Origin of the sequence: Dankookia sp. GCM10030260 (assembly GCF_042666655.1) — a bacterium.
Taxonomy (GTDB): domain Bacteria; phylum Pseudomonadota; class Alphaproteobacteria; order Acetobacterales; family Acetobacteraceae; genus Paracraurococcus.
In genome coordinates this window covers 606,733-632,715 of record NZ_JBHTDE010000003.1, presented here as the reverse complement: position 1 = coordinate 632,715, position 25,983 = coordinate 606,733, and the positions used below count along the sequence as shown (strand labels likewise).

Here is a 25,983-nt window from a genome sequence, read left to right as displayed (position 1 = left end):
GTGCAAGGTGGGACCACGTCGCGTGGAACCCCTGGCCGCGCGGCGGCGTTCCGTCGGCAAGTTACCCCAGCGGAAGGAGCACGCCATGAGCGCCGCCAATGATTTCACCAACGACGCCCGCAACATCAAGAACCAGGCCGAGGCCTCGGCGACCAAGGTCGGCGAGGATGCCAAGGACGAACTCGCCAAGCTGCGCGCTCAGGTCGAGCGGCTGATGGAGGAGCGGGTCACCCCGGCGCTGGCCGGCGCCGCGGATCAGGTCTCCGACTACGCCAACCGTGCCCGCGAGACCATCGAGGACCAGGCCGACGCGATCTCCGACACGGTGCGGGAACGCCCGCTGACCGCGGTCGCGATCGCCGCGGCGGCCGGTTACCTGATCGGGCGGTTGATGGGCGGCAACACCTACGTCTATCCGCGCGACCGCCACTAAGCCGGGAGGCGTAGCGCATGCGGATGTTCAGCCTGCTCCGCCTGGCTGCCCAGGCGGAGGCGCTGCGCTGGAAGCGGACCGGCCGGGGTTATGCCATCCAGGCAGGCCTCGGCGCGGCCGCGGCCATCTTCTTCCTGATGCTTCTGGTCATGCTGCATGTCGCGGCTTTGATCTGGTTGGCACGCGGGCGTGACCCAATGGTGGCGGCCCTGATGGTTGCCAGCGTCGACCTGGTGCTTGTCGCCTTGCTCGGGTGGCTGGCGGTGCGGCACGCGGAAGACCCGATCTCGGTCGAGGCGACGCGGGTGCGGGACGATGCGCTGCGTCAGGTGGGCGACACCACGGCGCGAGCGGCGATGGTCCTGCCGCTGCTGCGCAGCCAATCGGCCAAGAAGGGACTGATCGGCGCGGCGCTGACCGCCGCGATTGTCGGGCTGGTGGCGCGCCGCTAAGGCGCGCCACCGATGGCGACGGGACGCGGGCAAGGCCCAGGCCGACGTGCCCTTTTCATCATGCCCTGCGGACCGTGGCCTATCCGGCAAGCAGTGTGCATGCGTTCCTGATCATTTCACTCCGAAATTATATACATCCACGCGGATAATTCACTATTTCGTGATAATTTGCTGGGAAGGCTGGCTTTTCCAGCGCCAAGACGGATTTTGATCCGAATTCGAGACAAAATCTCAAAATCATAGCTATTTCGATATTTTTGATTATTGATGAACAATCAACCTGAAGTTATTTCTCTTTCTCGTGAGCAATGATGCTCATTTAGTTGGAAAGAGATACAAAAAATGGACGCCTACGTGAATGGTGTCGCCACCGCCCCGAACGCCTTCGGCGCGATCATCGGCACCAGCGGCAGCGACCGCATCAGCGGCACCACCGGGAACGACAAGCTGCATGGCGGCCAGGGCGTCGACTACCTCTACGGCGGTGCCGGCAACGACACCTTCGGCTTCAAGCTGAGCGACTTCGACGCCGCACTCGGCTCCGCCGCGCAGGATTTCATCTACGACTTCAGCGGCGCCGGCATGTATCTGGCCGGCGACAACGACTTCCTGAGCTTCACCGGCTTCGGCGCCGGCTCGACCCTGACGCTCGACGTGGCGCGCTCCGATGCGGCGCAGGCCTTCGCCATCACCCGGGGATACATCACCGGTCCGGAGAAGCTGCAGTACTACGTGATCCACAGCGCCGCGACGGGCCAGGATTACGAGATCTTCGTGAAATCGATGAACGGCAATGCCTTGGGTCAGGGTGACTATAACTTCTACTGACCGGGATGACGGCGTCGGCGGGTTGCCTGCAACCTGCCGAGGCGCTACCCGGCGCGCTCTGGATTGCCCCCGAAGGAGCGCGGTGTGAGCGAGACGATTGAACCGACCGTGCTGGCGCGCCGCGAAGGTGCCGCCGGCACGCTGTTGATGAACCGGCCGAAGACGCTCAACGCCCTCGACCTCGCCATGATCCGCGACTTCCAGGCGGCGATCGATGCCTGGAAGGGCGATGCAGCGGTGCGTTTGGTGGTGCTCGAAGGCGCCGGCGGCAAGGCCTTTTGCGCCGGCGGCGATGTCCGCCGCATCCGGGACCTGGCGATCGCCGGCGACGCCGCGGCGATCGAGGCGTTCTTCGCCGAGGAGTATGCCGTCAACCGCGGGATCGCCACCTTCGGCAAGCCCTGGGTGTCGCTGATCGACGGCTTCTGCATGGGCGGCGGCATCGGGCTTTCGGTGCATGGCGCACCGATCGTGGTCAGCGAATCCGCCATGCTGGCGATGCCGGAGACGGCGATCGCGCTCTTCCCCGATGTCGGCACCTCCTACGTCCTGCCGAGGCTGCCCGGCGCGATCGGCACCTGGCTGGCGCTGACCGGCACGCGGCTGCGCGGCGGCGATGCGGTGCACGCCGGCCTTGCCACCCACTATGTCACGAAGGCGAAGCTGCCCGCCTTGCGCACGGCCCTGCTGGAGGGCGACATCGCGGTGCTGGACCGCTTCGCCGAGCCGGCGCCCGAGGCTGCCTTCGCGCCGCACCGCGCCGCCATCGACCGCTGCTTCGGACTGGACAGCATGCCGGCGATCCTGGCGGCGCTCGACGCCGAGGACACCGATTGGGCGCGCGAGCAGACCGCGATCCTGCGACGGATGTCGCCGACCTCGCTTTGCGTGTCGCTCGAGCTCATCCGCCGCGGTGCCGGCGCGACGCTCGACGAGTGTCTGGAGATGGAGCTGGCACTCGGCCGCAGCGTGGTGAACGACCACCCGGACTTCCGCGAGGGCGTCCGCAGCGTGCTGGTGGACAAGGACGGCAAGCCGTCCTGGACCCCGTCCAGCATCGAGGCGGTGGACCCGGCGGCGGTCGAGGCGCTGTTCGCCGGATAGGGTCGAGCCGGCCCGCGGGTCTGCGCGGGCCGGACCGGTTCAAAAGCACCAATCCGCAGGAGGCGCCGCCGCGGCCAGCACGGTATCCGCCCGGAAGGCCAGGTTCTGGATCCGCAGATCGAGTTCGGGGCCGGCATCGGCCAGGGCATAGCCGGCATCCGGCGTGGCAAAGCGCTCGGCCAGGTATTCGGCCAGGGCGTCCTGTTCGGAATAATCGGCGGCGAAGTCGGCCATCCCCGTGCGCGGCGCCGCGGCGCGGACCAGATCCACCCGGTCCTCGACCGTCACCTCGTTGCCGGTGACGGTGTCGGTCGTGCCGAGGTAGTTGTCGCCGCCGCCGGCAAGGAAGTTCAGCGTGACGACGCGGAAGTCGCGGCCGGCATCGCCGACCAGCGCGCCGCCCGAGGCCACCGTGTCGACCACCTCGCCCGCGCCGTCGACCACCGCCAGGCTCACCACCCGGTCGCCGGCCGGACGGGCGGGATCAAAGCTGAAGGCCAGGCCGCCGACCTGCGGAAAGCCGCCCGGCGTGGCGCCGGGGGCCACGCCGCGCAGTGCGTTCTCCACCAGGGTGAGCAGGTTCTGCGCATCGAGGGTGACGAGCGACAGCTCGTTGTTGAAGCGCAGGGAATTCTCGATGTCGAGCTGGCTCACCGCGCCGCCCGGCTGCGGCGGAAGTTCCTCCGGCACCGGCTGGCCCTGCACGGCGCCGATCTCGGCGCGGATGCCGCCGCCGTTCTTGACGCTGATGAGCACGGGCAGGGCTTCCAGCCCGTCGTTCGCAGCCTGGTATGCCTGCGCCGCGAGAAGGTTGGCATCCGCGGTGAGGTTGCCGAGGTTGGTCTCCTCCGAGCGCACCTCGTTGCGGCGGCCTTCCAGGAACACGTCGCTGAAGCCGAAGACGTTGCCCGACTTCGCCTCGATCACCGCGCCGACCGCGTCGGTCAGCTGCTTGACCTCGCCGCCGCGGGTGCCGTCGGCGAGGAGGACGTCCCGCTCAGCCTGGGAGAGCACGCCGTCACCGTCGCCGGCGACCGCATCGACGCCGGCATCGGTGGTGACGTAGGCGCCGGAGACCGCGGGATCGACGCTGTCGGGAAGGATGGCACCCTCCGCGTCGAAGGTGACGACGAGCCGGCCGACATAGGCGTAGTTGCCGTCGGTGTTCACCACCGCGACAGGCTTTCCATCCGCCCCGGTGCGGAACACCGGATAGGCCTCGTCGGCGGTGTCGCCGTCCTCCAGCACGTCGGTCGCGTCGGCGAACACCCCGTTGCTGCCGCCGCCGAGGATGACGTCCACGCCCGACAGCCGCGTCGCCAGCTCGAGCTCGAAGGCGTACTGCTGCAGGTGCGACCGGAGGATGATCTTGTCGATCCCCTGCGCGGTCATCTGGTCGACATAGGGCTGCAGGGTGGCGGCGAGCTGCGCCATGTCGTTCTCGTCCGGCCCGGTGACCTGCACGCCGCCGACCGTGGAGATGCCTTCCAGCACCTGCGTGGTGGCACCGAGCAGGCCGATGGTCTCGCCGTTCACCTGCACCGTGGACCAGGGCGCGATCTGCCGGTCGTCGCGCTCGGCGGCGATCGCGGCGGCGGAAGCGAGGTCCTCGGCGGTGGTGGCGTAGCGCGCCGCATCGCTTAGCTCGGGCGTGAACAGCGATGCCAGCGTCGGCTCCCCACTGAAATCGAGGTTGGCCGCCAAATAGGGAAACTGCGCGCCGATGCTGGTCACGCCGGACAGGGCCGGCGCCGCGCCGGCGGCCGCGGTGAAGTCGAGCGCGAGGCCCAGCGCATTCGGGCCGAGGTCGAATTCGTGGTTGCCGATCGCGCTCGCCCGCACGCCGATGGCGTTCAGCACCGCGACGTCGACCTGGTTGAAATTCGGCGGACTGGCGAAGCCGGCCAGGCTGCCGGCCGGCAGCGCGAGGCTCTGCTCGTAGAAGGCGATCAGCTCGTCCCGCACGCTCACATCGGTGCCGGCCGCGGTGAAGGGGCCGGGGATGAAATTGTCGCCCGAGGAGAGCGTCAGGCTGTTGGCGGCGCGGTCCTCCAGCACGTCGACGATGGCGGCGAAGTTCCCCGCCCGCAGCACCGCCTCAGCGCCCGCCTCGAAATCGGAGGCATGCAGGATCTGCAGGGTGAAGCTGCCGCCACCGGCATCGCCATCGTCGCCGGCGCCCTGGCCGAGGCCGAAGATGCTGGTGGTGGCACTCGTCTCGTTCGGCGCGACCAGCAGCGCCTCCCTGGTCGGCGAGGCGGCGGCGGGCACGAAGCCGATCACCTCCGGCCCGACATCGCCCTCAGCGCCGAGGAACCCGGCATAGGTGAAGGCGGTCGGCCCATCGATCCGGAAGGCGGCGGTGCCGTTGGCGCGCTCCAGCCCGACGAACAGGTAGGTCTCGCCGTCGAGCGTGCCGACCGCCAGGCCCTCGGGCTCCACGCCCTTGTTGTCGTCGCGGTTCTCGTCGTAGTTCGCCGGCTGCGTCGTGGCGATGATCTCGTCCAGGCTGGTGCCGCTGTCGAAGACCAGCGTGCCGTCGGTGGTCCAGACGCTGAAGCTGCGGCCGCCGAAGGCATAGGGCGCCTCGTAATCGCCGTCGCCATCGCGATCTCCGAGCGTGGTGGTCACCGTCAGCCGGCCGAGCGCGTCATCGGCCTGCAGGGCGGCGGCATCCGGGAAGGCCACCGGGTCGAGGCGCAGGTCGGACACCCGCGCTTCCTCGTTGAAGCCGGGCCAGTCGGCGCGGGCATCGCCCTCGTTCGCGGTGATGAGGTAGGTCGTGCCGCCGATATCGACCGCGGCGATCGCATCCGGCAGATAGAGCCCGCGGACCGGAAAGTTCTGCGGCAGGAAGGCATCGTCGGTGTCGGAGGCGGAGATCGCCTCGCCGGGCAGCGCGTGATCCTTGGACCCGAGCGGTATGATCTTCGTGACATGGCCGCCGTCGATGTCCAGCACGCCGATGGCATTGGCTTCCTGCAGCGTGACATAGGCGGTGTTCGGGTCGTTCGGGTCGACCGCTATGTATTCCGGCTCGAGATCCTGCGCCACGGTGGCACCGGGCCCGAAGATCCGCACGCCCTGCTCGACAAGGTCGTTGACTCCGTCATGGTCGCGGTCGAGCGCGTTGAAGCTGCCGAAGCCGGCGGTGCGCACCGTGCCGGTGGCGACGTCGATGATGCTGACTGAGCCTTCGGGGTCGATGCCGTCGGCGAGGTAGCTGTCGGGCTCGCCCTCGTTCGCGGTCAGCAACCGCGAGCCGCCGGCATCGAAGGCGATCTGGTCTGGCTGCGCGCCGACGCCGGCGGTCAAGCGCTCCTGCGACACGAAATGTCCGTCCTGCCAGGCGATGTCGAGCACCGCGACAATGCCCGGATCGGTCTTCGGCACCGCCTCGGCGGCGATAGCGAGCACGCCGTCCCGGGCGGCGATGCTGTTGACCCTTCCGTAGCCGGCGGTGTCGATGGTCCCGATGATCAGGCCGGTCGAGGGGTCGACAACGTCGATGCCGGCCGGCGCGGCGATGAAGACCAGGCCCGTACGGCTGTCGAAGGCCGCGACCTCGGCGCCGCGCGCCAGGCTGCCGTTTGCGGCGGTATGGCCGATGGTGAACCGCGGCGCGGCATTCGACAGGCTGTCCGACATCGTTGTCTCCGGTGCTTCCGCGTGTGGCGGAGCCCGGGGTAGTGCGCCATTGGCATACCTTCCTGCTTGGATTTATGAAGAGAACATGGACAGGGCTTCATCAGATCGCGACCATACGGGGTCGCGGATTCAGCGTCCGACCAGCACCAGCACCACGCCCGCCACCACGACGCAGACACCGATGATCTCGGCAGCGGTGGGTTTCTCCTTCAGGTAGAAGCGGCTGAACAGCAGGGTGAAGATGATCTCTACCTGCCCTACCGCCCGCACCAGCGCGACCGGGGCGAGCGCGAAGGCGGTGAACCAGCAGGCCGAGCCGCAGGCCGAGAGCGCGCCGACCTGGGCGCTGGTGCGCCAGGTGGCGAACACGGCGCGCAACTGTGCCGGCTCCCGCGCCAGCAGCCAGCCGCCCTGCATCAGGGTCTGCAGGATATTCGCCACCACCAGCGTGACCAGCGCGCGCAGGATCGGGTCATCGCCGGGCAGCGCCTGATTTGCCGCCTTCACCAGCACGCTGGTCAGCGCGAAGAAGAAACCGGCGGACAGGCCACAGAGCGCCGCCGGCTGCACCGTGGCCCGCAGCACTTCTCCCAGGTTGCGCGCCTTGCCGGCCAGCGAAAGCCACAGCACCCCGCCGACGCCGACCGCGATGCCGACCCAGGCCAGCGCCGAGATGCGCTCGCCCAGCAGCACCAGCGCCAGGATGGCGCCCTGCACTGCCTCGGTCTTGGCATAGGCCGTGCCGACGGCGAAGCCTCGGTGGCCGAAGGCCATGATCAGCAGGTTGGTGCCGAGAATCTGGCCCAGCCCGCCGGCCGCGGCCAGCGCCAGGAAGGACCAGTTCAGCGCCGGCAAGGTGCCGCCGAACAGCGCCAGGTAAAGCCCGAGGATCAGCGCCCCGACCGGCACGCCGTACAGGTAGCGCACCACCGCCGCGGCATTGACGGAAAGCTGGCCGCGCAGCTTCTGCTGCATGGCCGTTCGCCAGGTCTGGAAGAGCGCGGCCGCCAGGGTCACCGGCAGCCAGAGGGGCGAGAGAATCATCCGTACCCAGGCTGCGGTGCCGCCTCCGTCGCGTCAACCGCGCGGCGCGCCTCAGCCGGCGTCGAGCTGCAAGCCCTCCTTCCGGATCACCGCCCGCCATTTCTCGGTCTCCGCCCGCACCCAGGCGGCGAATTCCTCGGGCGAGAGGCGCAGCGGCACGCCGCCGAGCTGGGCGAAGCGCTGCCTGGTCTCGGGCAGGTCGAGCAGCGCGTTGATCTCGGCGTTGACCGTGCGGACGATCTCCGGCGGCAGGCCGGCCGGGCCGAACAGGCCGAACCAGGTATTCACCTCGAACCGTGCGAGTTCGGGCAGCGTCTCGCGCGCAGCGGGCACGTCGGGCAGCTCGGCATTGCGCTCGGCGCCGGTGACCGCGAGCGCCCGCAGGCGGCCGCTGCGGACATGCTCGATGACGCCGGTGAGGTTGTCGATCAGGAAGCCGACATTGCCGGCCAGCATCTCGATCTGCGCCGGGGCGGAGCCGCGGAAGGGGACGTGGATCGCCTCCACTTGCAGCAGCTGCAGCAGCCAGACCGGGGTCAGGTGGGTCGACTGCCCGACGCCGGTCGAGGCATAGCTGATCCTGCCCGGGCTGGCGCGCAGCCAGGCGGCGAATTCGGCCATGCTGCGGACCGGGGTGTTGGCGTTCACCACCAGCACGTTGGGGCCGCGGATCTGCCCGGCGATCGGGGTGATCTGCCCGGCGTTGTAGGGCAGGTTGCGGAACAGCGAATAGGCGATCGCCTGCGGCCCGATATTGCCGGACAGCAGGGTCAGCCCGTCCGGCTTCGCCCGCACCGCCTCCAGCGTGCCGATGGTGCCGCCGGCGCCGGTGCGGTTCTCCACCACCAGCGGCGTGCCCCAGCGCGCCTGCAGATGCTGGGCGCAGAGCCGGCCCATGACATCCGTGGTGCCGCCGGCCGCGGCGGGGACGATGATGCGGACCTGCTGGCCCGGGCGCCAGGATTGCGCGCGGGCCGGGGCGGCGAGCAGCAGCGCAGGCGCGGCGAGCGCCGCGCGACGCGGGAAACCAACCATCAACCGACCTCCAGCTGGAGGCCCTCCTTGCGGATGACCTCGCCCCATTTCTCGGCCTCGTTGGCGACGAAGGCGGCGAATTCCGTGGTGCTGCCGTACAGCGAGACGCCGCCCATCTCGCGCCAGCGGGCCTTCACCTCCTCGGTCTCCTGCCAGGCCTTCATCGCGGCGTTGAGGCTTTCGGCGATCGGCCGCGGCGTCGCCGCCGGCAGGAAGATGCCGAACCAGGTGTTGACGTCGAACCTGGCGAGTTCCGGCATCGTCTCCCGCGCCGCCGGCACGTCGGGCAGCCGCGGGTTGCGGTCGGCGGAGGAGACCGCGAGTGCCCGCACCCGGCCGCCGCGTATCTGGCTGATGCCGCTGGTCAGGTTGTCCCACATGTACTGGATGTTGCCGGCGACCAGTTCCATCATCGCCGGGCCGGCGCCGCGGAAGGGCACGTGGATCGCCTCCGTGCCCGTGGCCTGGTTGAACCAGACGCCGGTGAGATGCGGGCTCTGGCCGACGCCGGGCGAGCCGAAGCTGAGCTTGCCGGGGTTCTTCTTCAGGTGCGCCACCAACTCCGGCACCGTGCTGGCGGGGACCGAGGGATGCACCACCAGCACGTTCGGCCCGCGCAGGGTGCCGGCGACCGGCAACAGGGCGTCCTTCGGGTAGGGCAGGCTGCGGTAGAGCGAGAGGCCGATCGCCTGCGGCCCAATATTGCCGAGCAGCAGGGTCAGGCCATCGGGGGCGGCGCGCACGACCTCGGCGGTGCCGATCACGCCGCCGGCGCCGGAGCGGTTCTCCACCACGCAGCTCTGGCCGTAATGCTGCTGCAGGAAGGGCGCGAGCAGCCGGGCGCTGATATCGGCGGTGCCGCCGGGCGCGGCGGGGACGACGATGCGGATGGTCTGGGTGGGCTTCCAGTCCTGCGCCCGCGCCACCAGCGGCGTGGCGAACGGCAGGACGAGCGCGGTGCGGCGCGTCAGGCTCAACATTGGCATTTCCCCGGGCAGGCTTTTCGTTCCGCACAAGATGGCGCGGATGGCTGTCCGGGAAAAGGTCACCCCACCAGGCCGAGCCCGTTCAGCCCGCCCAAATTCTCCGGCCAGCGCTTCGCCTCGGCCGACTGCAGCAGGATCCGCGCCCAGGCCACCCAGCCGGACCAGGCGATGCGCTTGTCCCAGGCCACGCCCCAATCCTGCAGCAGGTCCAGCCCGGCGCGGGCATGGTCCTCGGCCATCGCCCAGTCGCCGGCGGTCAGGGCAAGCTGCGCCAGCATCAGCCGCGGCTCGGCCACGTAGGGGTTGTGGCGGATGCAGGCGGTCAGCGCCCGGTGGGTCGGGCCGAGCCCGGCCATCGGCAGCCCCCGCGTCACCGCCTGCCAGTAGAGCGCGACCGCGGCCATCTCGTCCTCCGGGTCCAGCACCGCGGTGCAGCGGGCGAAGACCGGGGGTGTCGGCAGGCCCCATTCCTCCGGCAGGTCGGACAGCACGCGGCCGAGGCGGGACAGCATGGACAATGCCGTCGCGGTCGGCTTCAGCGGGCCGGGCCAGAGCGAGGCCGCCCAATTCTCCCGCAGGGGCCGCGGCTTCTGATAGGGGAAGCCGGCAAACACCTCGTCCTGCCAGGAATGCCATTGCTCGGCGATGTCGGCGATCGTGGCGATGGCGAAGACCGCGACGTCGCGGGCGGAGAGGATGATGTCGGGGGCGCCGGCGCGTTCAAGCACCATGCCTTCCTCTGGCAGGTCCTCCTCGGCCAGCAGGCGCTGGGTGAAGAGCGTCCGGGGCATGACGCAGAAGGTGTGGATCAGCCGCTCCGCCTCCGGCCCCAGCGCCGCGCTCAGCTCGGCCCGGTTGCCGGCGGCGTCGAACAGCTTCAGGTCGACGTATTCGTTGGAATAGACGCTGTGGAACAGGCCGAGCAGCCGCACCTCGCGCGGCTGGTCCCACAAGGTCAGGGTGCGGCAGACACCCAGCAGGTGGTCCTTGAAGGTGCCGGCCTTGTGCCAATCCTCCCCGGCGCTCCGGGCAAAAAGCATCTCCAGCAGCGCGGGCAGCTCGGGGTCCACCCGGGCCCAGTCGTCGGCCAGCAACGGGCGCAGCTTGGGGTGCAGCCGCTCAGGCATCGGGCGTCTCCTCCATCCGGTAGCGGAAGTCGCAATGGGTCGCCCCGCCCATCAGGGTCTGGGTGCGGGTGAGCTTGAGGCGCGGGTCGTAGCCCTCGCAGAAGGCGCCGTCGCGGTTGCAGGACAGCACCGCGCCGAGCCCTTCCAGCCCCATCTCGCGGTACATCTCGGCATAGCGGCAGCGGGTGACGTTGAAGTCGAAGCGGGTCGCGTCGCGCGCCACCGGCTCGATGCGGAGGGCATCGTCGCGGGTCCAGGCTTCCTGGATGGCCTCGAAATGGTCGAGGCTGGGCCCGGCCGGCGCCGCGGCCGCCATGGCGCCGGCAGCCTGCTTCGCCAGCTTCACCACGGCACGGGTCAGGAGAGCCCGAGCGCGCTCCTCGCCCAATTCGGCGGCCAGTTCCGCGAAGATGCCCTTGGCGAAGGCGGCCTCGATCCGCCGCTGTTGCAGGATGCCGATATCCATGGGGGTCCCCTTCCCGGTCGGCTCGAGGCTATCCCCGGCGCGGCCCCGGGGGAACGCCGGCCGGCTTGACCTGCATCATGGCGCACAGCGCGGCCATGGCCTTCCGCTAGGCTGAGGATCTTCGCCACCGCGGCCCAGGGTTGCGGTCGCTTCATTGGGTTTTTGCGGAACATGACGACATATGCTGCCCGGACAGTGCTAAAGCGCCCCGCCATGCAAACCCGTGCGACCCTGCTTGCCCATTGCCGCGACACGATCGGCGCCATGCGCCGGGAGGGCCGCTACCGGGAATTCGCCCATCTGGAAAAACTGGCGGGCCGCTTCCCCACCTATCGCTGGCATGCGCCAGAGGGGGTGCGGGAGGTCACGGTCTGGTCGTCGAACGATTATCTCGGCATGGGCAACCACCCGGCGGTGCTGGAAGCGGCCACCGCGGCGATCGCGCAGCACGGCGCCGGCGCCGGCGGCACCCGCAACATCTCCGGCACCTCGCCGCTGCATGCGGCGCTGGAGGCCGAATTGGCCTCGCTGCACGCCAAGTCGGGCGCGCTGCTGTTCGGGTCCGGCTACATCGCCAATGCCGCGGCGATCTCGGCGGTGCTGGAAGCCCTGCCCGGCTTCATCGTCTTCTCCGATGCCAAGAACCACGCCTCGATGATTGCCGGCATGCGCGGGGCGAAGGATGCCAGACGGGTCATCTGGCAGCACAACGACCTGGCGGACCTGGAAGCCAAGCTGGCCGCGGCCCCGGCGGATGCGCCGAAGCTGATCGCCTTCGAGAGCGTCTATTCGATGGACGGCGACATCGCCCCGATCGGCGCGATCTGCGACCTGGCCGACAGATACGGCGCCATGACCTACCTGGACGAGGTCCATGCGGTCGGCCTCTATGGCGCCACCGGCGGCGGGATCTCGGAGCGCGACGGGGTCGCGGCCCGGGTCGACCTGATCGAGGGCACGCTGGCCAAGGGTTTCGGCGTGCTGGGCGGCTATGTCGCCGGCGATGCCGAGCTGGTCGACTTCATCCGCAGCGTCGCCGGCGGGCTGATCTTCACCACTGCCCTGCCGCCCGCGGTCGCCGGCGCGGCACTGGCCAGCGTGCGCAGCCTGAAGCAGGACCCGGCCCGGCGCGAGAAGCTGGCGGAACGTGCCGCGGCGCTGAAATCGGCGCTCGATGCCGTCGGCCTGCCGCGCATCGCCGCCCCCAGCCATATCGTCCCGGTCTTCGTCGGCGAGGCCGAGCTCTGCCGTCAGGTGGCCCGCCGGCTGCTGGCGGAGCACGACCTCTATGCCACGCCGATCAACTACCCGACCGTGCCGCGCGGGACGGAGCGGCTGCGGTTGTGTGCGACGCCCTTCCATACCGATGCGATGATCGCCGAGCTGATCGCCGCGCTGCAGGCGGTGCTGCCGAGGCAGGTGATGCGGCAGGCGGCCGAGTAGCAAGCAAGGTCGGGGAAGGAAAAGTATTCCCTCCCCGAACCCCACCCTTCCTTTTCGTGAGTCGGGCACTCGCCGCGCGGCAGGTGCCAACCCACAAACATAGAGGAGAGGCCAGGGAGGATACTTCCTCCCTGGCCTTGCCTTCTTTACTCCGCCTGCATGCTGCCATCCCGCAGCGTGACGCGCGTGGTACGGCAGGCCTCGACCCCCCGCATCTCCACCGCGCGGCCATTGGTCCAGACCGCGCGCAGCCCATAATTCCCCTCCGCCGGGAAGCGGAAGGGCAGGCTGGCGCCCGGTGGCAATTCGCGGCCCGGCAGCAGGTCGGCCCCCCAGCCCTCGTTTCCCGGGCGCGCCACATAGAACTGCTCCAGCGCCTGGCCGGAGGCATTGGCCAGCACCGCCGGGCAGCCGCGGTCACCACCGCAGGCGGCCAGCAGCGTCAGCATGGCCAAAGCAGGCAGCGGCCTCATGCCGGGTCGATCGGCGCCGTCGGCACGCCGCCAGCCTCGATCGCCGCGCCGGCGGCCAGCAGCACGTCCTCCCGGTAGCGCCCGCCGATCAGTTGCACGCCCACGGGGATGGTGCCGACCAGGCCGGTGCTCACCGTCAGCCCGGGCAGGCCCAGCACCGGCAGGCCGAGCTGCGGCAATTGCTCCGCCATCATCCGGCGGAACCCCTCGAAGCTCTCGACATCCGCATGGTCGCGGTAGGGCAGCGCGCCGGAGACCGGCAGGATCACCACGGGGAAGCCTTCCAGGAACAGCAGCCACTGCCGCAGTAGCCCGACCCGCTTCTGCAGCGCGTCCTGGAAGTCGAACAGCGAGGGCGCGGCGCAGAGCCGTTCCATGTAGCCGAAGATCGCCAGGGCATCCGGGTCCCCCTCCCTCTCGTAGGCGGCGGTGCCGGCGCGGCGGCTCTCGGCCAGCCAGAGCAGCAGCTGGATATCGGCGCTTTCCCGCAGCGGCGGCAGGTTGGGCAGTTCCTCCACCTCCCAGCCGGCGGTGCGCAGGCGCCGGGCGGCGTCACGCAACGCGGCGGCGATCTCGGGCGCCACCGGCATGCCGTCGGGCGCGACGCAGAGCGCGGCGCGCTTCGGGAAGGCGGGGCCTTCCAGCGGCGCCGGCACCCACCAGGGATCGCGCGCATCCGGCTGGCTCATCGCGCCGAGCGCCAGGCGCAGGTCGCCAACGGTCCGCGCCAGCGGGCCCGACACGGCCATCAATTGCGCGCCGATCCCGCGGTCCGGCCCCGTCGCGTTCCAGGCCGGGATGCGGCCCATGGTCGGGCGCAGGCCATGGATGCCGCAGGCATAGGCCGGGTAGCGCACCGAGCCGCCGATATCCGTGCCATGCGCCAAGGCACCGATGCCGGCGGCAACGCAGGCCGCGGCCCCGCCCGAAGAGCCGCCCGGCGTGATGGATGGATCGCGCGGGTTCTTCGTCGCGCCATGCAGCAGGTTGCGGGTGAACCAGCGCAGCGAGAAGGCCGGGGTATTGGTCCGGCCGAGGATGACGGCCCCAGCCTTCCTCAGGTTGGCCACCACCGGGCTGTCCTGCTGCGCCACCAGGTCCTTCTGCAGGGTCAGGCCGTTGGTGGTGGCCCAGCCCTGCTGGTCAACATTGACCTTCACCGTGATCGGCACCCCGGCCAGCGGCCCGGGCGCCTCGCCGCGAGCCAGCGCCGCATCGACTGAAGCGGCGCTGGCCAGGGCCTGGGCGGGATCGTGCTGGATGACGGCGTTGAGCCTGGGGTTCACCGCATCCAGGCGGGCGAGGGCGGAGCGGGTCGCCTCGGTCGCGGAGACCTGCCGGTCGCGGACCAGGGCTGCGAGTTCCGTGGCCGGAAGGCGCCAGAGATCGGTCATGAGGGGTGTCCCGGTTGCTTGGGCCGGATGGTCGGGCGTGCACCGCCCAGGGTCAATGCGTCAGGCCGTCACCAGCGCCCGCGCCGCGGTCGAGCCGCGCACCACGCAGCGCCCGCTCAGCATCACCTTGCGCACCGGGGCGGCGGGCGCCCGCAGCCGCTCGAACAGCAGGGCCATGGCGGTACGGCCGATCTCCGCCAGCGGCTGCTCGATCACCGTCAGCCCCGGCTCGACAAGGCCGGTCCAGGGTTCGTTGTCGAAGCCGGCCAGGGCGATGTCGTCGGGGATGCGCAGGCCGGCGCCGCGCACCGCCCGCAGCAGGCCCATCAGCAGCAGGGAATTGCTGACCATGACGGCCTCCGGCGCCGGGCCTTCGGCCAGCAGCGCGGCGAAGCCGGCCTCGGCCGCCTCGACCTGCGGCAGCACGAAGCGCTCCCGCGCCGGCAGGCCGTGCCGGGCCATGGCGGCGCGGTAGCCGGCGGCGCGCTCGACGCCGGTGAAGCTGGTCTGGCCGAACAGCCCGGCGATGCGGCGGTGGCCCTGCGCCATCAGGTGATCGACCAGCGCGACGCTGGCGGCCGCGTTGTCCAGCAGCACGGAGTCGAACCGCCCGGGCGGGCCGGCACGGTCGATCAGCACGGTCGGCAGCTCCAGCGGCTGGGTCGCCAGGCAGTCCGCGGTGGTGCGGGTGGGGGCCAGGATCAGGCCGGTGACGCGTTCTTCCTGCATCAGCCGCAAGTAGATTGCCTCCCGCGCCGCATCTTCGTCGGTGTTGCAGAGGATGACGCGCAGCCCGGCCTGGTAGGCCGCTTCCTCGACCGCCCTGGCCACCCCGGTGAAGAAGGGGTTGCCGATATCGGCGACGATCAGCCCGATCGTGTTGCTGTCCTGCGAGCGCAGCCTTCGGGCGGCGAGGTTGGGGCGGTAGCCAGTGACGCGCACCGCCTCCAGCACCTGGCCCCGCAGCGCCTCGCTGACAGGCCCCTTGCCGAGGGCGCGGGAGACGGTCGCCGGGGAAACGCCGGCGGCGCGGGCAACGTCCTTGATGCTGGTGGTCATGCCGCTGGGATCGGTTTCATCATCCTGGCCCCAGTCTGCCTCCGGGACCCCGCCGCTTCAACGGTGAAGCAGGCTTAGTATAACGAATTTTTTTTTGACATTGGTAGTGAGAACGTTTTCATTGACCGTAATCAAGCCAAGCAGGAACGTCCCATGGCCCAAGCCGCCTCGCCCATGCCCATCGCACGCGAACTCGTGCGGCTGGACGCGACGCCGCGCGACAAGGCGGCGGCGATCGCCGAGGCCGGCCAGCTTCTCGCCGCCGCCGGCTGCGTCGAGCCCGGCTATGCCGCCAGCATGTTGCGGCGGGAACAGGCGGCGAACACCTATCTCGGCCATGGCGTCGCCATCCCGCACGGCATGGGCGAGGACCGCGGCCTGGTCCGCCGCAACGGCCTCGCCATCCTGCAGGTGCCGGGCGGGATCGAGTGGAATCCCGGCCAGGTCGCGCATCTCATCATCGGCATCGCCGCCGCCTCCGACGAGCACATTGCCATCCTCCGCCGGCTGACCCGGCTGCTGAACGACCCCGGCAGCCTGCAGGCGCTGTTCACCACGCCGGATGCCGAGACGATCATCGCCGCGCTCGGCGCCGAACCGGCCGCGCCGCCCGCCGCCGCGCCGGCCAACGACCTCGCCGAGGCCTTCGATTGGGTGGTGGATTACCCTGCCGGCCTGCATGCCCGCCCCGCCACCCGCTGGGTCGAGGCCGCTCGCGCGACCGGCTGTCGCATCCAGGTCCGCAGCAGCGACCAGGCGGCGGATGCGGCGGCGCTGGTCGGCCTGCTGCAACTCGGCCTCCGCGCCGGCGACCGCATCACCGTCTCGGCCGAGGGACGCGACGCCGCCGCCGCCCTGGCCAGGCTGCGCGCCGTCATCACCGCTCTCTCGGCGCAGGAGAAGGCCGATGCCGCGCTGGCGGCGCAGCGTGCCGTGGCGCCGGCCCGTGGCTGGGAGCCGGCCGGGCGGCTGGCCGCGCTGGCCGGGATCGGAGCCAGCCCCGGCCTGGCCATCGGCCGCGTCCATGTGCTGGCCGATTCCGAGGCGGCCATCCCCGACACCCCGCTGCCGCTGGGGGAAGGCGGCGCCCGGCTGGAAGACGCCATCCGCGCCACCCACGCCCAGCTCCGGGCGCTGGAGGACGCCACCGCCCGCCGCCTCGGCGCCGGCGAGGCCGCCATCTTCCGCGCCCATGCCGGGCTGCTGGACGACCCCGACCTCATCACCCTCACCTGCCAGCTGATGGTGGAGGGCCATGGCCTCGCCTGGTCCTGGCACCAGGCGGTGGAGCGGGTGGCGGGCTCGCTTGCGGCGCTCGGCAACCCGGTGCTGGCCGGGCGTGCCGCCGACCTGCGCGACGTGGGCCGGCGGGTGCTGGGGCAGATCGACGCCTCGCTGGTCGGCGGGTCGCTGGCCGACCTGCCGGACGGTCCGGTGATCCTGGTGGCCGACGACCTCTCGCCCTCCGACACCGCCGGGCTCGATGCCGCCAAGGTGGTCGGGCTGGCGACGGCGACCGGCGGGCCGACCTCGCACACCGCCATCCTGGCCCGCACCCTCGGCATCCCGGCGCTGGTCGCCGGCGGACGCGGGCTGCTGGACCTGGCGCCGGGGACGGAAGCGGTGCTCGATGGCGGCGCCGGGCGGCTGCACCTGGCCCCCGCCGAGTCGGACCTCGCATCCGCCCGCGCCTGGATCGCCGCGCAGCAGGAGCAGCGGGCGCGCGAGGCGGCGCTGCGGGCCGAGCCCGCCACCACCCGCGACGGCCACCGCATCGAGATATCCGCCAACATCAACCTGCCGGACCAGGCCGCCTTCGCCCTCGCCCAGGGTGCCGAGGGGGTCGGGCTGATGCGCACGGAATTCCTGTTCCTCGAGCGCGGCGAGACGCCGGACGAGGAGGCGCAATACGCCGTCTACCGCGGCATGATCGAGGCACTCGGCGGCCGGCCGCTGATCGTCCGCGCGCTCGATATCGGCGGCGACAAGCAGGTGCCGCATCTGCGGCTGCCGGTCGAGGCCAACCCCTTCCTCGGCGTCCGCGGCGCCCGGCTGCTGCTGCGCCGGCCGGACCTGCTGGACCCGCAGCTCCGCGCGCTCTACCGCGCCGCCGCGGCCGGCGGGCCGCTGTCGATCATGTTCCCGATGGTGACCTCGGTGCCCGAGGTGATCGCGCTGCGCGCCGCCTGCGAACGGATCCGCGCCGAGCTCGGCGCCCCCGCCGTCCCCGTCGGCATCATGGTCGAGGTGCCGGCGGCCGCGGTGCAGGCCGATGCGCTGGCGAAGCACGTCGATTTCTTCTCGATCGGCACCAACGACCTGACGCAATACGTGCTGGCGATCGACCGGCAGAACCCCGACTTCGCCGCCGAGGCGGACAGCCTGCACCCGGCCGTGCTGCGCCTGATCGCCCAGACGGCGGAGGCTGCCACGCGGCACGGCCGTTGGGTCGGCGTCTGCGGCGGGCTGGCGGGCGAGGGCTTCGGCGCGGCGCTGCTGGCGGGGCTCGGCGTGGCGGAACTGTCCATGACCCCGCGCGACATCCCGGCCGTGAAGGCGGTGCTGCGCGGCGCGACGCACTCCGCGCTGCGCAACCTGGCGGCCCGCGCCCTGGCCTGCGGCACCGCCGAAGCGGTCCGCGCGCTGGAGGCGGAGCTGGTGACACGACCCGACGCGCAGGTGGCCGCATGATGTTCGTCACCCTCTCGCTCAACCCGGCGATCGACCAGACGGTCGAGCTGGACGAGCTCCGCCCCGGCGCGGTGAACCTGGCGCGCGGCGCGCTGCGGCATGCCGGCGGCAAGGGCATCAACGTCGCCGCCTGCCTGGCCGACTGGGGCGCCGCGCCCATCGTCACCGGCCTGCTCGGCGAGGCCAACGACGCGCCCTTCAACGCACTGTTCTTTGCGCGCGGCATCGACGACCGCTGCATCCGCATCCCCGGCGAGACGCGGACCAACATCAAGCTGCTCGACCTCGGCCGCGGCGACACCACCGACATCAACCTGCCCGGCACCGCCCCCGGCGCCGAAGCCCTGGATGCGGCGTTGGCGGCGCTGCACGCGGCGATCCGGCCGGGCAGCATCGCGGTGCTGGCCGGCAGCCTGCCGCCCGGCCTGCCGGCCGAGACCTATGCCGAACTGGTGGCGCTGCTCTCCGAGCAGGGCGCCCGCGTCGTGGTGGATGCCAGCGGCGCGGCGCTGTCCGCGGTGCTGGCCGCGCCCGTGCTGCCGCACGCGATCAAGCCGAACCGCTTCGAGCTGGAAGGCTGGATCGGCCGGCCGCTGCCCGACCAGGCCGCGCTGCTGGCCGCGGCGCGGGCGCTGGTGGCGCGCGGCATCGCCCTGGTCGCCGTCTCGCTCGGTGCCGAGGGCGCGCTCTTCGTCGCCGCCGATGCCGCGGTGCGGGTGCACCCGCCGAGCATCGCGGTGGGCAGCAGCGTCGGGGCCGGCGATGCCATGGTGGCGGGCATCGCCGCCGGACTTGGCGAGGGAGTGCCGCTAGAGGCGCTGGCGCGCCGCGCCGCTGCCTTCTCGGCGGCCAAGCTGCAGGAGGCCGGCGCCCGGCTGCCTGGCCGCGCCGCGGTGGAGGCGATCGCCGCCACGATCCACGTCGAACCGCTCGCCTGAACCAGGACCGGAGGAGAAACCAGATGTCGGGCGTGATCGCGGTGGTCGAGGCGGGCGACAGCCCGGTGCGGGCCATGCTTGCGGCGGAGGCGCTGCGCCAGGCGGCGCGGCGCGCCAGCCGGGCGCTGGCGGTGGAGGTGCGGACGGCGCGCGGCGTGCTGTCGCCGCTGCCAGCCCTCCCGGATGCCGATGCCCTGCTGCTGGTGGGCGAGGCGGCGCAGCCGCCGGCGGGGCACGACGCGCTGCATGCCGTGCGCGCCAGGATCGAGGAGGTGCTGGCCGATGCCGCCGGCGTCCTCGCCCGCGCGATACCCGAGGCATTGGCCGAGGCGCCGGCCGCGAGCGACGCGAAGCGCATCGTCGCCATCACCTCCTGCCCCACCGGCATCGCCCATACCTTCATGGCGGCGGAGGGGCTGGAACAGGCGGCCAAGGCGCTGGGCCATGCGATCCGCGTCGAGACCCAGGGCTCGGTCGGCGCGCAGAATGCGCTGACGCCGGAGGAAATCGCCGCCGCCGACCTGGTGCTGATCGCCGCCGATACGCAGGTCGACCTGTCGCGTTTCGGGGCGAAGCGGGTCTTCCTCTCCGGCACCAAGCCGGCGATCAACGGCGGCCAGGCGCTGGTCGCCCGCGCCTTCGCCGAGGCGCAAGTGCAGGGCGGCGCGGCGCAGGCCGCAGCACCTGCCACGGGGAAAAAACAGCTCAGCGGCCCCTACAAGCACCTGATGACCGGCGTCTCCTACATGCTGCCCTTCACCGTGGCGGGCGGGCTGCTGATCGCCCTCTCCTTCGCGCTCGGCGGCATCTACGCCTATGACGACGCGCATCGCGACACCCTGGCCGGGGCGCTGTTCCAGATCGGCGGCAAGGCCGCGCTGGCTCTGATGGTGCCGGCGCTGGCGGGTTACATCGCCTATTCCATCGCCGACCGGCCGGGCATCGCGCCCGGGATGATCGGCGGCATGATCGCCGCGCAGCTGAATGCCGGCTTCCTCGGCGGCATCGTCGCCGGCTTCATCGCCGGCTACAGCGTCGCTTGGCTCAACCGCGCACTCCGCCTGCCGCGCACGCTGGAGGGGCTGAAGCCGGTGCTGATCCTGCCGGTGCTCGGTGCGCTGATCACCGGGCTGGCGCTGATCTACGTCGCCGGCGGGCCGGTGGCGGCGGCGCTGACCGCGATGACCGAATTCCTCCGCGGCATGCAGGGCAGCAGCGCCATCGCGCTCGGCCTGATCATCGGCGGGATGATGGCCTTCGACATGGGCGGGCCGGTAAACAAGGCGGCCTATGCCTTCTCCACCGGCCTGCTCGCCAGCCAGGTCTACAGCCCGATGGCCGCCGCAATGGTCGCCGGCATGACTCCGCCGCTGGGCCTGGCCCTGGCCGCCTTCCTGTTCCGCGACCGCTTCACCGCGGAGGAACGGGAAGCGGCACCGGCGGCCGGCGTGCTCGGCCTCGCCTTCATCTCGGAAGGCGCCATCCCCTTCGCCGCCAAGGACCCGCTGCGGGTGATCCCGGCGCTGGTGCTGGGCTCGGCGGTGGCGGGCGCCATCTCCATGGGAGTCGGCGCCGAGCTGCACGTGCCGCATGGCGGCGTCTTCGTGCTGCCTATTCCGAATGCGGTGTCGCATCTTGCGGGCTACGTCGTGGCGCTGCTGGCGGGGACAGCGGTGACGGCGGCGGCGCTGCGGGTGGTCAAGCGGCCGGCGGCACTCGCCTAGCGCGGGGCGGTGGGGAGGATTTCCCCACCGCGGAAGGGCTGGGTCTAGGTGCCGTGCGCCTGGCGCAGGGCTTCCTGCGCCTTGTCCGCCATCGCGTCGTCCACGGTCACCGAGACGCGGATCCGGCCATTCGTCGCGCTTTCTTCGGGATCACCCGTCTCCCGGTCGCGGTCGGCGCCGGACGGTACGGTGCCGGCGCTGTTGTCGTCGCCCGCCGCCACCACCTGGATGGCCGCGCGGTCGATCTTGTACTCCTGCACGAGCCGCTCGACCGCAAGCTCGGCCTCGCGCCGCACGTCGAACTCACCGCTGATCTGTTTCGGCATGGCGTTCTTTTCTTCCCTGGGACAGGAAGACTAGACGCGGCCGGGCCCGGCTGCGTTCCCTCAGCCCTTGCGGGGCCACCCCGGGGCAGGGCGGAAGGGGCGCATGTCGGGATAGCCGGTGACGGCCCAGGCACCGTCGACCAGCAGGCTGGCACCGGAGACGTAGCGGGCCTCCTCGCTCGCCAGGAACAGCGCCGGGCCGGCGATGTCCTCGGGCTGCGCCGCGCGGCCCATCGGGATACGCTCGAGGAAGGCGGCGTGGGCGGCGGGGTTGTCGAAATGGCGCTTGGTCAGCGGCGTCTCGACCAGGCCGGGCAGGATGGCGTTCACCCGGACGCCGTCCGGCGTCATCTCCAGCGCGCCATTCTTCGTCAGCATCTCGACCCCCGCCTTGGCCGAGGCATAGGCGGCGCCGCCATGCATCGGCACATGGGCATTGAGCGAGGCGATGTTCACGATGGCGCCGCCGCGCCCCAGCATGTGCCGCGCCGCGTGCTTCATCCCGAGGAAGACGCCCTTCAGGCAGAGATCGACGGTGAAATCCCAGTCGGCTTCGGCCAGGTCGACGATATGGCCGGGCCGCGAGGCCCCCGCTACGTTGAAGGCGCAGTCGAGCGCACCGAACCGGCCGACGGCCAGGGCCATCATCGCCGTGACCTCGGCCTCCTGCGTCACGTCGCAGCGCGTGGTGGCGACGCGCGCACCGAATTCCGCGGCGACGCGGTCCAGCCGGTCCTGGCTGATGTCGCCGCAGACGATGCTGGCACCTTCATGGTGCAGCGCGCTCAGGATGGCCAGGCCGATGCCCGAGGCGCCTCCCGCCACCACCGCCACTTGGCCTGCGAAGCGTCCCCTGCCCTTGCTCATGCCCGTCGCTCCCGTCCGCTCAGTCCTGGCGCTGGATCGCCTGCGTCCAGCGCGCCGACTCCCGCCGCATCAAAGGCACCAGCGATTCCGGCCCCTGTCGCGCGGCTCCCTCGACGGCGCCGCGAACCGGTCCCGCACCATCGGCAGGGCCGACCGGCGGGGCGGGCGCGGCAAGACGCACCGGCCACGCCTCAGCCCGGCAGGTCCAGCACGTTCTTGCTCAGGATGTTGCGCTGGATCTCGTTGCTGCCGCCATAGATCGTCGCCGGCCGGGCCTGGATGTAGAGCCCGCCGATATTGAGGTCGCGGTTGCCCTCCATCGGCTCCAGCAGCCCGGCATTCTCGCCGGCGATCTCCAGCATCGTGTCGGTGATCTTCTGGAACAGCTCGGTCTGCAGGATCTTCAGCATCGAGACATCGGGGCCGAGCGACTGGCCGCGCTTCAGCTTCTCGACATAGGTGCCGTACAGCGCCTTCAGGTCCTCGAACTCGAGCCGCAGCCTGGCGTAGCTGTCCTGGAACTGCGCATCCTCCGAAGCGCCCATGCGCTCCGCCAGGATCTTCAGCCGCGACAGCGCGTAGCCGGATTGCCGCGGGGAGCCGAGGAAGATGCGTTCGAAGCCGAGCAGCGCCTTGGCCATGTCCCAGCCCTTGTTGAGCTGGCCGACCAAGTTCTCCTTCGGCACGCGGACATTGTCGAAGAAGGTCTCGCAGAACTCGTCATGCATCTCGAGGTTGATGATCGGCCGCACGGTGATGCCGGGTGTGTTCATGTCGACCAGGAGGAAGGAGATGCCCTCCTGCTTCTTCGCATTCTTGTCGGTGCGGACCAGAAGAAAAATCCAGTTGGCGTCCATTGCCAGCGTGGTCCAGATCTTCTGGCCGTTGACGACATAGTGGTCGCCGTCCAGCACGGCTTCCGTCCGCAGCGCGGCGAGGTCGGAGCCGGCATTGGGTTCGGAATAGCCCTGGCACCAGATATGCTCGCCGGTCAGGATCTTCGGCAGGAACCGCTGCTTCTGGGCGTCCGTCCCGTACTTGATCACCAGCGGGCCAAGCATGACGATACCGTGGTCGTTGGTCCGCGCCACGCCATGGCGCTCGTATTCCTCGGTCAGGATGATCTGCTTGCCCGGCGAGAGGCCAAGCCCGCCGTATTCCTTGGGCCAGCCGGGGCAGAGCCAGCCGCGCTCGGCCAGGGTCATGTACCAGGGCTTGTTCTCGGACCAATGCAGACGCTTCGGCGGGTTGCGCAACGCCTCCGGGTAGTTCGCATGCAGGAAGGCGCGCACGACATGGCGGAACTGTTCGTCATCGAGGCCGTCGAGCTCGGCCGGCGGCGGGATGCGGATGGCGTCCATCTCAATTCCCCTTGAAGGCAGGCGTACGCTTCGCAAGGAAGGCGGCCCGGCCTTCCTTGAAGTCTTCCGTCAGGAACAGCGTCGACTGGAAGTGGCGCTCCTGCTCCAGCGCCCGGTCCAGCCCCTCCCCCAGCATCTGCTTGGTCAGGGCCATCGGCGCGGGTGCCTGCTCGGCGATGAAGCGCGCCTTCTCGAGCGCGGTGGCCAGCGCATGGCCCTTCGGCACCACCTGATCGACGATGCCGATACGCTCGGCCTCCGGCGCGCTCATCTGCCCATGATAGAACAGGATCTGCCGCGCCCTGCCCTGGCCGACGCGCATCGGCAGCGTGTGCGGCAGGCCGAGATCGGCCATCAGCCCGATCTTGCCGAAGCCGGCGGCGAAGCGCGCGTCCTCGGATGCCACCACGGTGTCGCTGGCGCAGGCAAGCGACAGGCCGGCACCGACGCAGAAGCCCTCGACCGCGGCGACCACCGGCAGGCTTCCCATCACCATGAGGCGGATGAGCTGATGCGACAGCCGCATCCGCTCACGGCCCGCCAAGGCACTGTCGACATCCATGCCGGAGATGTCGCCGCCCGAGCAGAAATGGCCGCCCGCGCCGGTGACGACCACCGCACGCACGCCCTTGTCCGCCTGCGCCTTTTCCAGCGCCGCGATCATCGCGGTACGGATCGGCATGGCCAGCGCGTTGCGCCGCGCCGGCTGGTCGATGGTGAGGATGAGGACCGCGCCGTCGCGCTCCTCGATCAGCCGCATGCTCGAGACGTCGCTCATTCCTCGACCTCCGGACTGGTGGCCATGAAGCGGCGGCGATGCAGGGTGGCGCTGCCATACTGGTTGGCCATCACCATGGCCTTCCGCAGGAACAGGCCGACATCGTACTGGTCGGTATAGCCGATGCCGCCATGCAGTTGGATGCATTCGCGCTGCACCAGCAGGCTGGCCTCCGCCGCGCGGGCCTTGGCGCGCGACACGGCGGCGCGGCGCGCATCGCCGGTGGCGCCGTCATCCAGCGTCGCCGCCGCGGCCTCGATGCTGGCCCGGGTCAGCGCCACCTGCATCTTCAGGTTCGCCGCGCGGTGCTGCAGCGCCTGGAAGGTGCCGATGATCTTCCCGAATTGCTGCCGGGTGCGCAGGTAGTCGAGCGTCATGCCGAAGGCCCGCTCCATCCCGCCAAGCAGGTAGGCGGCGGTGACCAACGCCGCCTCGTCCAGCGCCTCCGCCAGCGCCGGGCCGATGTCCTCGGCCAGCTTCGTGCCGTCGGCGAGGTTGGGCACGATCGTGCCGACATTGCCGCCATCCTGGGTGCGCTCGATCTCCGGTGCGCAGCGTGCGGCGGGGATCTCGTACAGCGACAGCCGGCCGCCCTCCCGCACTGGCACGAGGAAGCCAGCGGCGCCCGCCGCCATCGGCAGGAAGCGCCGCGGCGCGTCCGGCGTGCCGGGAAGTTCCAGCGTGTCCGGCCGTTCCTGCCAGGCGGTCAGCACAAGCGCCTCGCCGGCCAGCAGCTTCGGCAGCGCGCCATGGCCGTCGGCCGCGGCCAGCACCTGCGCGGACAACGACGCGGGGATCAGCGGCTCCGGTACCAGCGCGCGGCCCAGCTCCTCGGCCAGCGCGCACATCTCGCCCAGGCCAAGCCCGGCGCCGCCCAGCGCCTCGGGCACCCGCAACCCGATCCAGCCCATCTCGCCGAGCTGGCGGAACAGCCCGGGATCGAAGCCGGGATCTTGGAAACGCAGGTCGCGGATGCGCTTCAAGTCGCCACCCGGCGGCGCGACGGCGGCGGCGCTGTCGCGGATCATGCGGATCGATTCGGCGCGTTCGTCCTGTTCGGCGGCGCTCATGCGGCGTTGCTCCCTAGGCAAAGGGGCTTCGCCCCTCTGCACTCCCCACCAAAGGCCGAAAGGCCCTTGGAAACCAGGGGTTTCAGTTGGTGTGGAGGGGGGCGGCGGTCTTCGCCTTCAACTCGTCCAGCGTTACACCCGGTGCCAGGTCGACCACGACGAAGCCCTTCTCCGGCACCACGTCGAGCACCGCCAGGTTGGTGTAGACACGGCGCACGCAGGCCAGGCCGGTCAACGGGTAGCCGCAGCGTTCCACCAGCTTCGAACGGCCGTCCTTGGTGGTGTGCTCCATGATCACCCAGAGCCGCTTGGCCCCGGCTGCCAGGTCCATCGCGCCGCCGACCGCGGGTGCGGTGTCGTTCTCCGACGTCGCCCAATTCGCCAGGTCGCCGTTCTCCGCGACCTCGAAGGCGCCGAGCACGCAGAGGTCGATATGCCCGCCGCGGATCATTGCGAAGCTGTCGGCGTGCCCCACGAAGGACGCACCCTTGGCCAGGGTGATCAGCTGCTTGCCGGCATTGATCAGCCAGGGGTCCTCATGCCCCTTGGCCGGGGCCGGGCCCATGCCGATGACGCCGTTCTCCGACTGGAAGATCACCTCCCGCGTCGGGGGCACGTGGTTCGCCACCATGGTGGGGATGCCGATGCCGAGGTTGACGCACCAGCCCTCCGGCACGTCGTCGGCGAGGCGGGCGGCCATCTGGTCGCGGGTGAAGGGCATGTGCGCGCGCTCCTC

Annotated in this window: 23 protein-coding genes; 8 read left to right on the top strand and 15 right to left on the bottom strand. The window is 70.8% G+C overall.

Going from position 1 to position 25,983, the window contains the following annotated elements; translation table 11 throughout:
- The first annotated feature begins 85 nt into the window (after positions 1 to 85).
- The 4 genes from ACFQS7_RS14500 to ACFQS7_RS14485 all read left to right on the top strand — a co-directional run bounded on the left by ACFQS7_RS14500 (position 86) and on the right by ACFQS7_RS14485 (position 2,817).
- Entirely contained in the window at positions 86 to 433 is a 348-nt protein-coding gene (locus ACFQS7_RS14500) for a hypothetical protein (RefSeq protein ID WP_380067796.1), read from the top strand.
- A 17-nt stretch (positions 434 to 450) separates the two neighbouring features.
- Positions 451 to 885 (top strand): phage holin family protein, encoded by a 435-nt coding sequence (locus ACFQS7_RS14495; protein ID WP_380067795.1) that lies wholly within the window; start codon positions 451 to 453, stop codon positions 883 to 885.
- A 342-nt stretch (positions 886 to 1,227) separates the two neighbouring features.
- Complete coding sequence (locus ACFQS7_RS14490; protein ID WP_380067794.1) at positions 1,228 to 1,713, top strand: hypothetical protein; 486 nt, start codon at positions 1,228 to 1,230, stop codon at positions 1,711 to 1,713.
- 84 nt (positions 1,714 to 1,797) lie between these two features.
- Positions 1,798 to 2,817 carry an enoyl-CoA hydratase/isomerase family protein gene (locus ACFQS7_RS14485; RefSeq protein ID WP_380067793.1) on the top strand — a complete coding sequence of 340 codons (1,020 nt, stop codon included), beginning with the start codon at positions 1,798 to 1,800 and terminating at the stop codon, positions 2,815 to 2,817.
- A 39-nt stretch (positions 2,818 to 2,856) separates the two neighbouring features.
- Here the strand turns inward: ACFQS7_RS14485 and ACFQS7_RS14480 are convergent, their stop codons facing one another.
- The 6 genes from ACFQS7_RS14480 to ACFQS7_RS14455 form a co-directional block, all read right to left on the bottom strand.
- Complete coding sequence (locus ACFQS7_RS14480; protein ID WP_380067792.1) at positions 2,857 to 6,465, bottom strand: choice-of-anchor I family protein; 3,609 nt, start codon at positions 6,463 to 6,465, stop codon at positions 2,857 to 2,859.
- Positions 6,466 to 6,594: 129 nt separating this feature from the next.
- Positions 6,595 to 7,509, bottom strand: coding sequence for an EamA family transporter (locus ACFQS7_RS14475; protein ID WP_380067791.1), 915 nt, complete (start codon positions 7,507 to 7,509; stop codon positions 6,595 to 6,597).
- Between the two features lie 51 nt (positions 7,510 to 7,560).
- Positions 7,561 to 8,544: a Bug family tripartite tricarboxylate transporter substrate binding protein gene (locus ACFQS7_RS14470; protein WP_380067790.1), complete on the bottom strand. Its 984-nt coding sequence runs from the start codon at positions 8,542 to 8,544 to the stop codon at positions 7,561 to 7,563.
- Positions 8,544 to 9,524, bottom strand: a complete 981-nt coding sequence (locus tag ACFQS7_RS14465) for a Bug family tripartite tricarboxylate transporter substrate binding protein (protein WP_380067789.1) — start codon at positions 9,522 to 9,524, stop codon at positions 8,544 to 8,546. The genes ACFQS7_RS14470 and ACFQS7_RS14465 overlap by 1 nt, the downstream gene beginning before the upstream one ends.
- A 65-nt stretch (positions 9,525 to 9,589) precedes the next feature.
- On the bottom strand, positions 9,590 to 10,657 hold the full coding sequence (locus ACFQS7_RS14460; RefSeq protein ID WP_380067788.1) for a DUF6817 domain-containing protein: 1,068 nt from the start codon (positions 10,655 to 10,657) through the stop codon (positions 9,590 to 9,592).
- Complete coding sequence (locus ACFQS7_RS14455; protein WP_380067787.1) at positions 10,650 to 11,123, bottom strand: L-2-amino-thiazoline-4-carboxylic acid hydrolase; 474 nt, start codon at positions 11,121 to 11,123, stop codon at positions 10,650 to 10,652. Before ACFQS7_RS14455 ends, ACFQS7_RS14460 begins: the two co-directional genes overlap by 8 nt.
- A gap of 213 nt (positions 11,124 to 11,336) precedes the next feature.
- Between ACFQS7_RS14455 and hemA the strand changes: the two genes are divergently transcribed.
- On the top strand, positions 11,337 to 12,566 hold the full coding sequence (gene hemA / locus ACFQS7_RS14450; RefSeq protein ID WP_380067786.1) for a 5-aminolevulinate synthase: 1,230 nt from the start codon (positions 11,337 to 11,339) through the stop codon (positions 12,564 to 12,566).
- Positions 12,567 to 12,712: 146 nt separating this feature from the next.
- On the opposite strand, the gene ACFQS7_RS14445 is transcribed toward hemA, so the two are convergent.
- Genes ACFQS7_RS14445 through ACFQS7_RS14435 form a run of 3 tightly spaced genes read right to left on the bottom strand, consistent with a single transcriptional unit; the run spans position 12,713 to position 15,492 of the window.
- On the bottom strand, positions 12,713 to 13,015 hold the full coding sequence (locus ACFQS7_RS14445) for a hypothetical protein (RefSeq protein WP_380067785.1): 303 nt from the start codon (positions 13,013 to 13,015) through the stop codon (positions 12,713 to 12,715).
- Positions 13,016 to 13,035: 20 nt separating this feature from the next.
- The gene (locus ACFQS7_RS14440; RefSeq protein WP_380067784.1) at positions 13,036 to 14,433 is read right to left on the bottom strand and encodes an amidase family protein; all 1,398 of its coding nucleotides are present in this window, start codon (positions 14,431 to 14,433) and stop codon (positions 13,036 to 13,038) included.
- Between the two features lie 60 nt (positions 14,434 to 14,493).
- Positions 14,494 to 15,492, bottom strand: a complete 999-nt coding sequence (locus ACFQS7_RS14435; protein WP_380067783.1) for a LacI family DNA-binding transcriptional regulator — start codon at positions 15,490 to 15,492, stop codon at positions 14,494 to 14,496.
- A gap of 174 nt (positions 15,493 to 15,666) precedes the next feature.
- Between ACFQS7_RS14435 and ptsP the strand changes: the two genes are divergently transcribed.
- Genes ptsP through ACFQS7_RS14420 form a run of 3 tightly spaced genes read left to right on the top strand, consistent with a single transcriptional unit; the run spans position 15,667 to position 20,845 of the window.
- The gene (gene ptsP, locus ACFQS7_RS14430; RefSeq protein ID WP_380067782.1) at positions 15,667 to 18,183 is read left to right on the top strand and encodes a phosphoenolpyruvate--protein phosphotransferase; all 2,517 of its coding nucleotides are present in this window, start codon (positions 15,667 to 15,669) and stop codon (positions 18,181 to 18,183) included.
- Complete coding sequence (gene pfkB, locus ACFQS7_RS14425) at positions 18,180 to 19,121, top strand: 1-phosphofructokinase (protein ID WP_380067781.1); 942 nt, start codon at positions 18,180 to 18,182, stop codon at positions 19,119 to 19,121. The genes ptsP and pfkB overlap by 4 nt, the downstream gene beginning before the upstream one ends.
- 23 nt (positions 19,122 to 19,144) lie before the next feature.
- Positions 19,145 to 20,845, top strand: coding sequence for a PTS fructose transporter subunit IIC (locus tag ACFQS7_RS14420; protein ID WP_380067780.1), 1,701 nt, complete (start codon positions 19,145 to 19,147; stop codon positions 20,843 to 20,845).
- Between the two features lie 44 nt (positions 20,846 to 20,889).
- Here ACFQS7_RS14420 and ACFQS7_RS14415 read toward each other — a convergent pair whose 3' ends face one another.
- The 6 genes from ACFQS7_RS14415 to ACFQS7_RS14390 all read right to left on the bottom strand — a co-directional run bounded on the left by ACFQS7_RS14415 (position 20,890) and on the right by ACFQS7_RS14390 (position 25,968).
- Complete coding sequence (locus ACFQS7_RS14415; protein WP_380067779.1) at positions 20,890 to 21,171, bottom strand: hypothetical protein; 282 nt, start codon at positions 21,169 to 21,171, stop codon at positions 20,890 to 20,892.
- A 60-nt stretch (positions 21,172 to 21,231) separates the two neighbouring features.
- Complete coding sequence (locus tag ACFQS7_RS14410; RefSeq protein ID WP_380067778.1) at positions 21,232 to 22,038, bottom strand: SDR family NAD(P)-dependent oxidoreductase; 807 nt, start codon at positions 22,036 to 22,038, stop codon at positions 21,232 to 21,234.
- A 191-nt stretch (positions 22,039 to 22,229) separates the two neighbouring features.
- A complete protein-coding gene (locus tag ACFQS7_RS14405; protein WP_380067777.1) occupies positions 22,230 to 23,399 on the bottom strand; it encodes an acyl-CoA dehydrogenase family protein in 1,170 nt (389 codons plus the stop codon).
- 1 nt (position 23,400) lies between these two features.
- Positions 23,401 to 24,177, bottom strand: a complete 777-nt coding sequence (locus ACFQS7_RS14400) for an enoyl-CoA hydratase/isomerase family protein (RefSeq protein ID WP_380067776.1) — start codon at positions 24,175 to 24,177, stop codon at positions 23,401 to 23,403.
- Complete coding sequence (locus ACFQS7_RS14395) at positions 24,174 to 25,247, bottom strand: acyl-CoA dehydrogenase family protein (protein WP_380067775.1); 1,074 nt, start codon at positions 25,245 to 25,247, stop codon at positions 24,174 to 24,176. Before ACFQS7_RS14395 ends, ACFQS7_RS14400 begins: the two co-directional genes overlap by 4 nt.
- A gap of 82 nt (positions 25,248 to 25,329) precedes the next feature.
- Positions 25,330 to 25,968, bottom strand: coding sequence for a 3-oxoacid CoA-transferase subunit B (locus ACFQS7_RS14390; protein ID WP_380067774.1), 639 nt, complete (start codon positions 25,966 to 25,968; stop codon positions 25,330 to 25,332).
- Between the last annotated feature and the right edge of the window lie 15 nt (positions 25,969 to 25,983).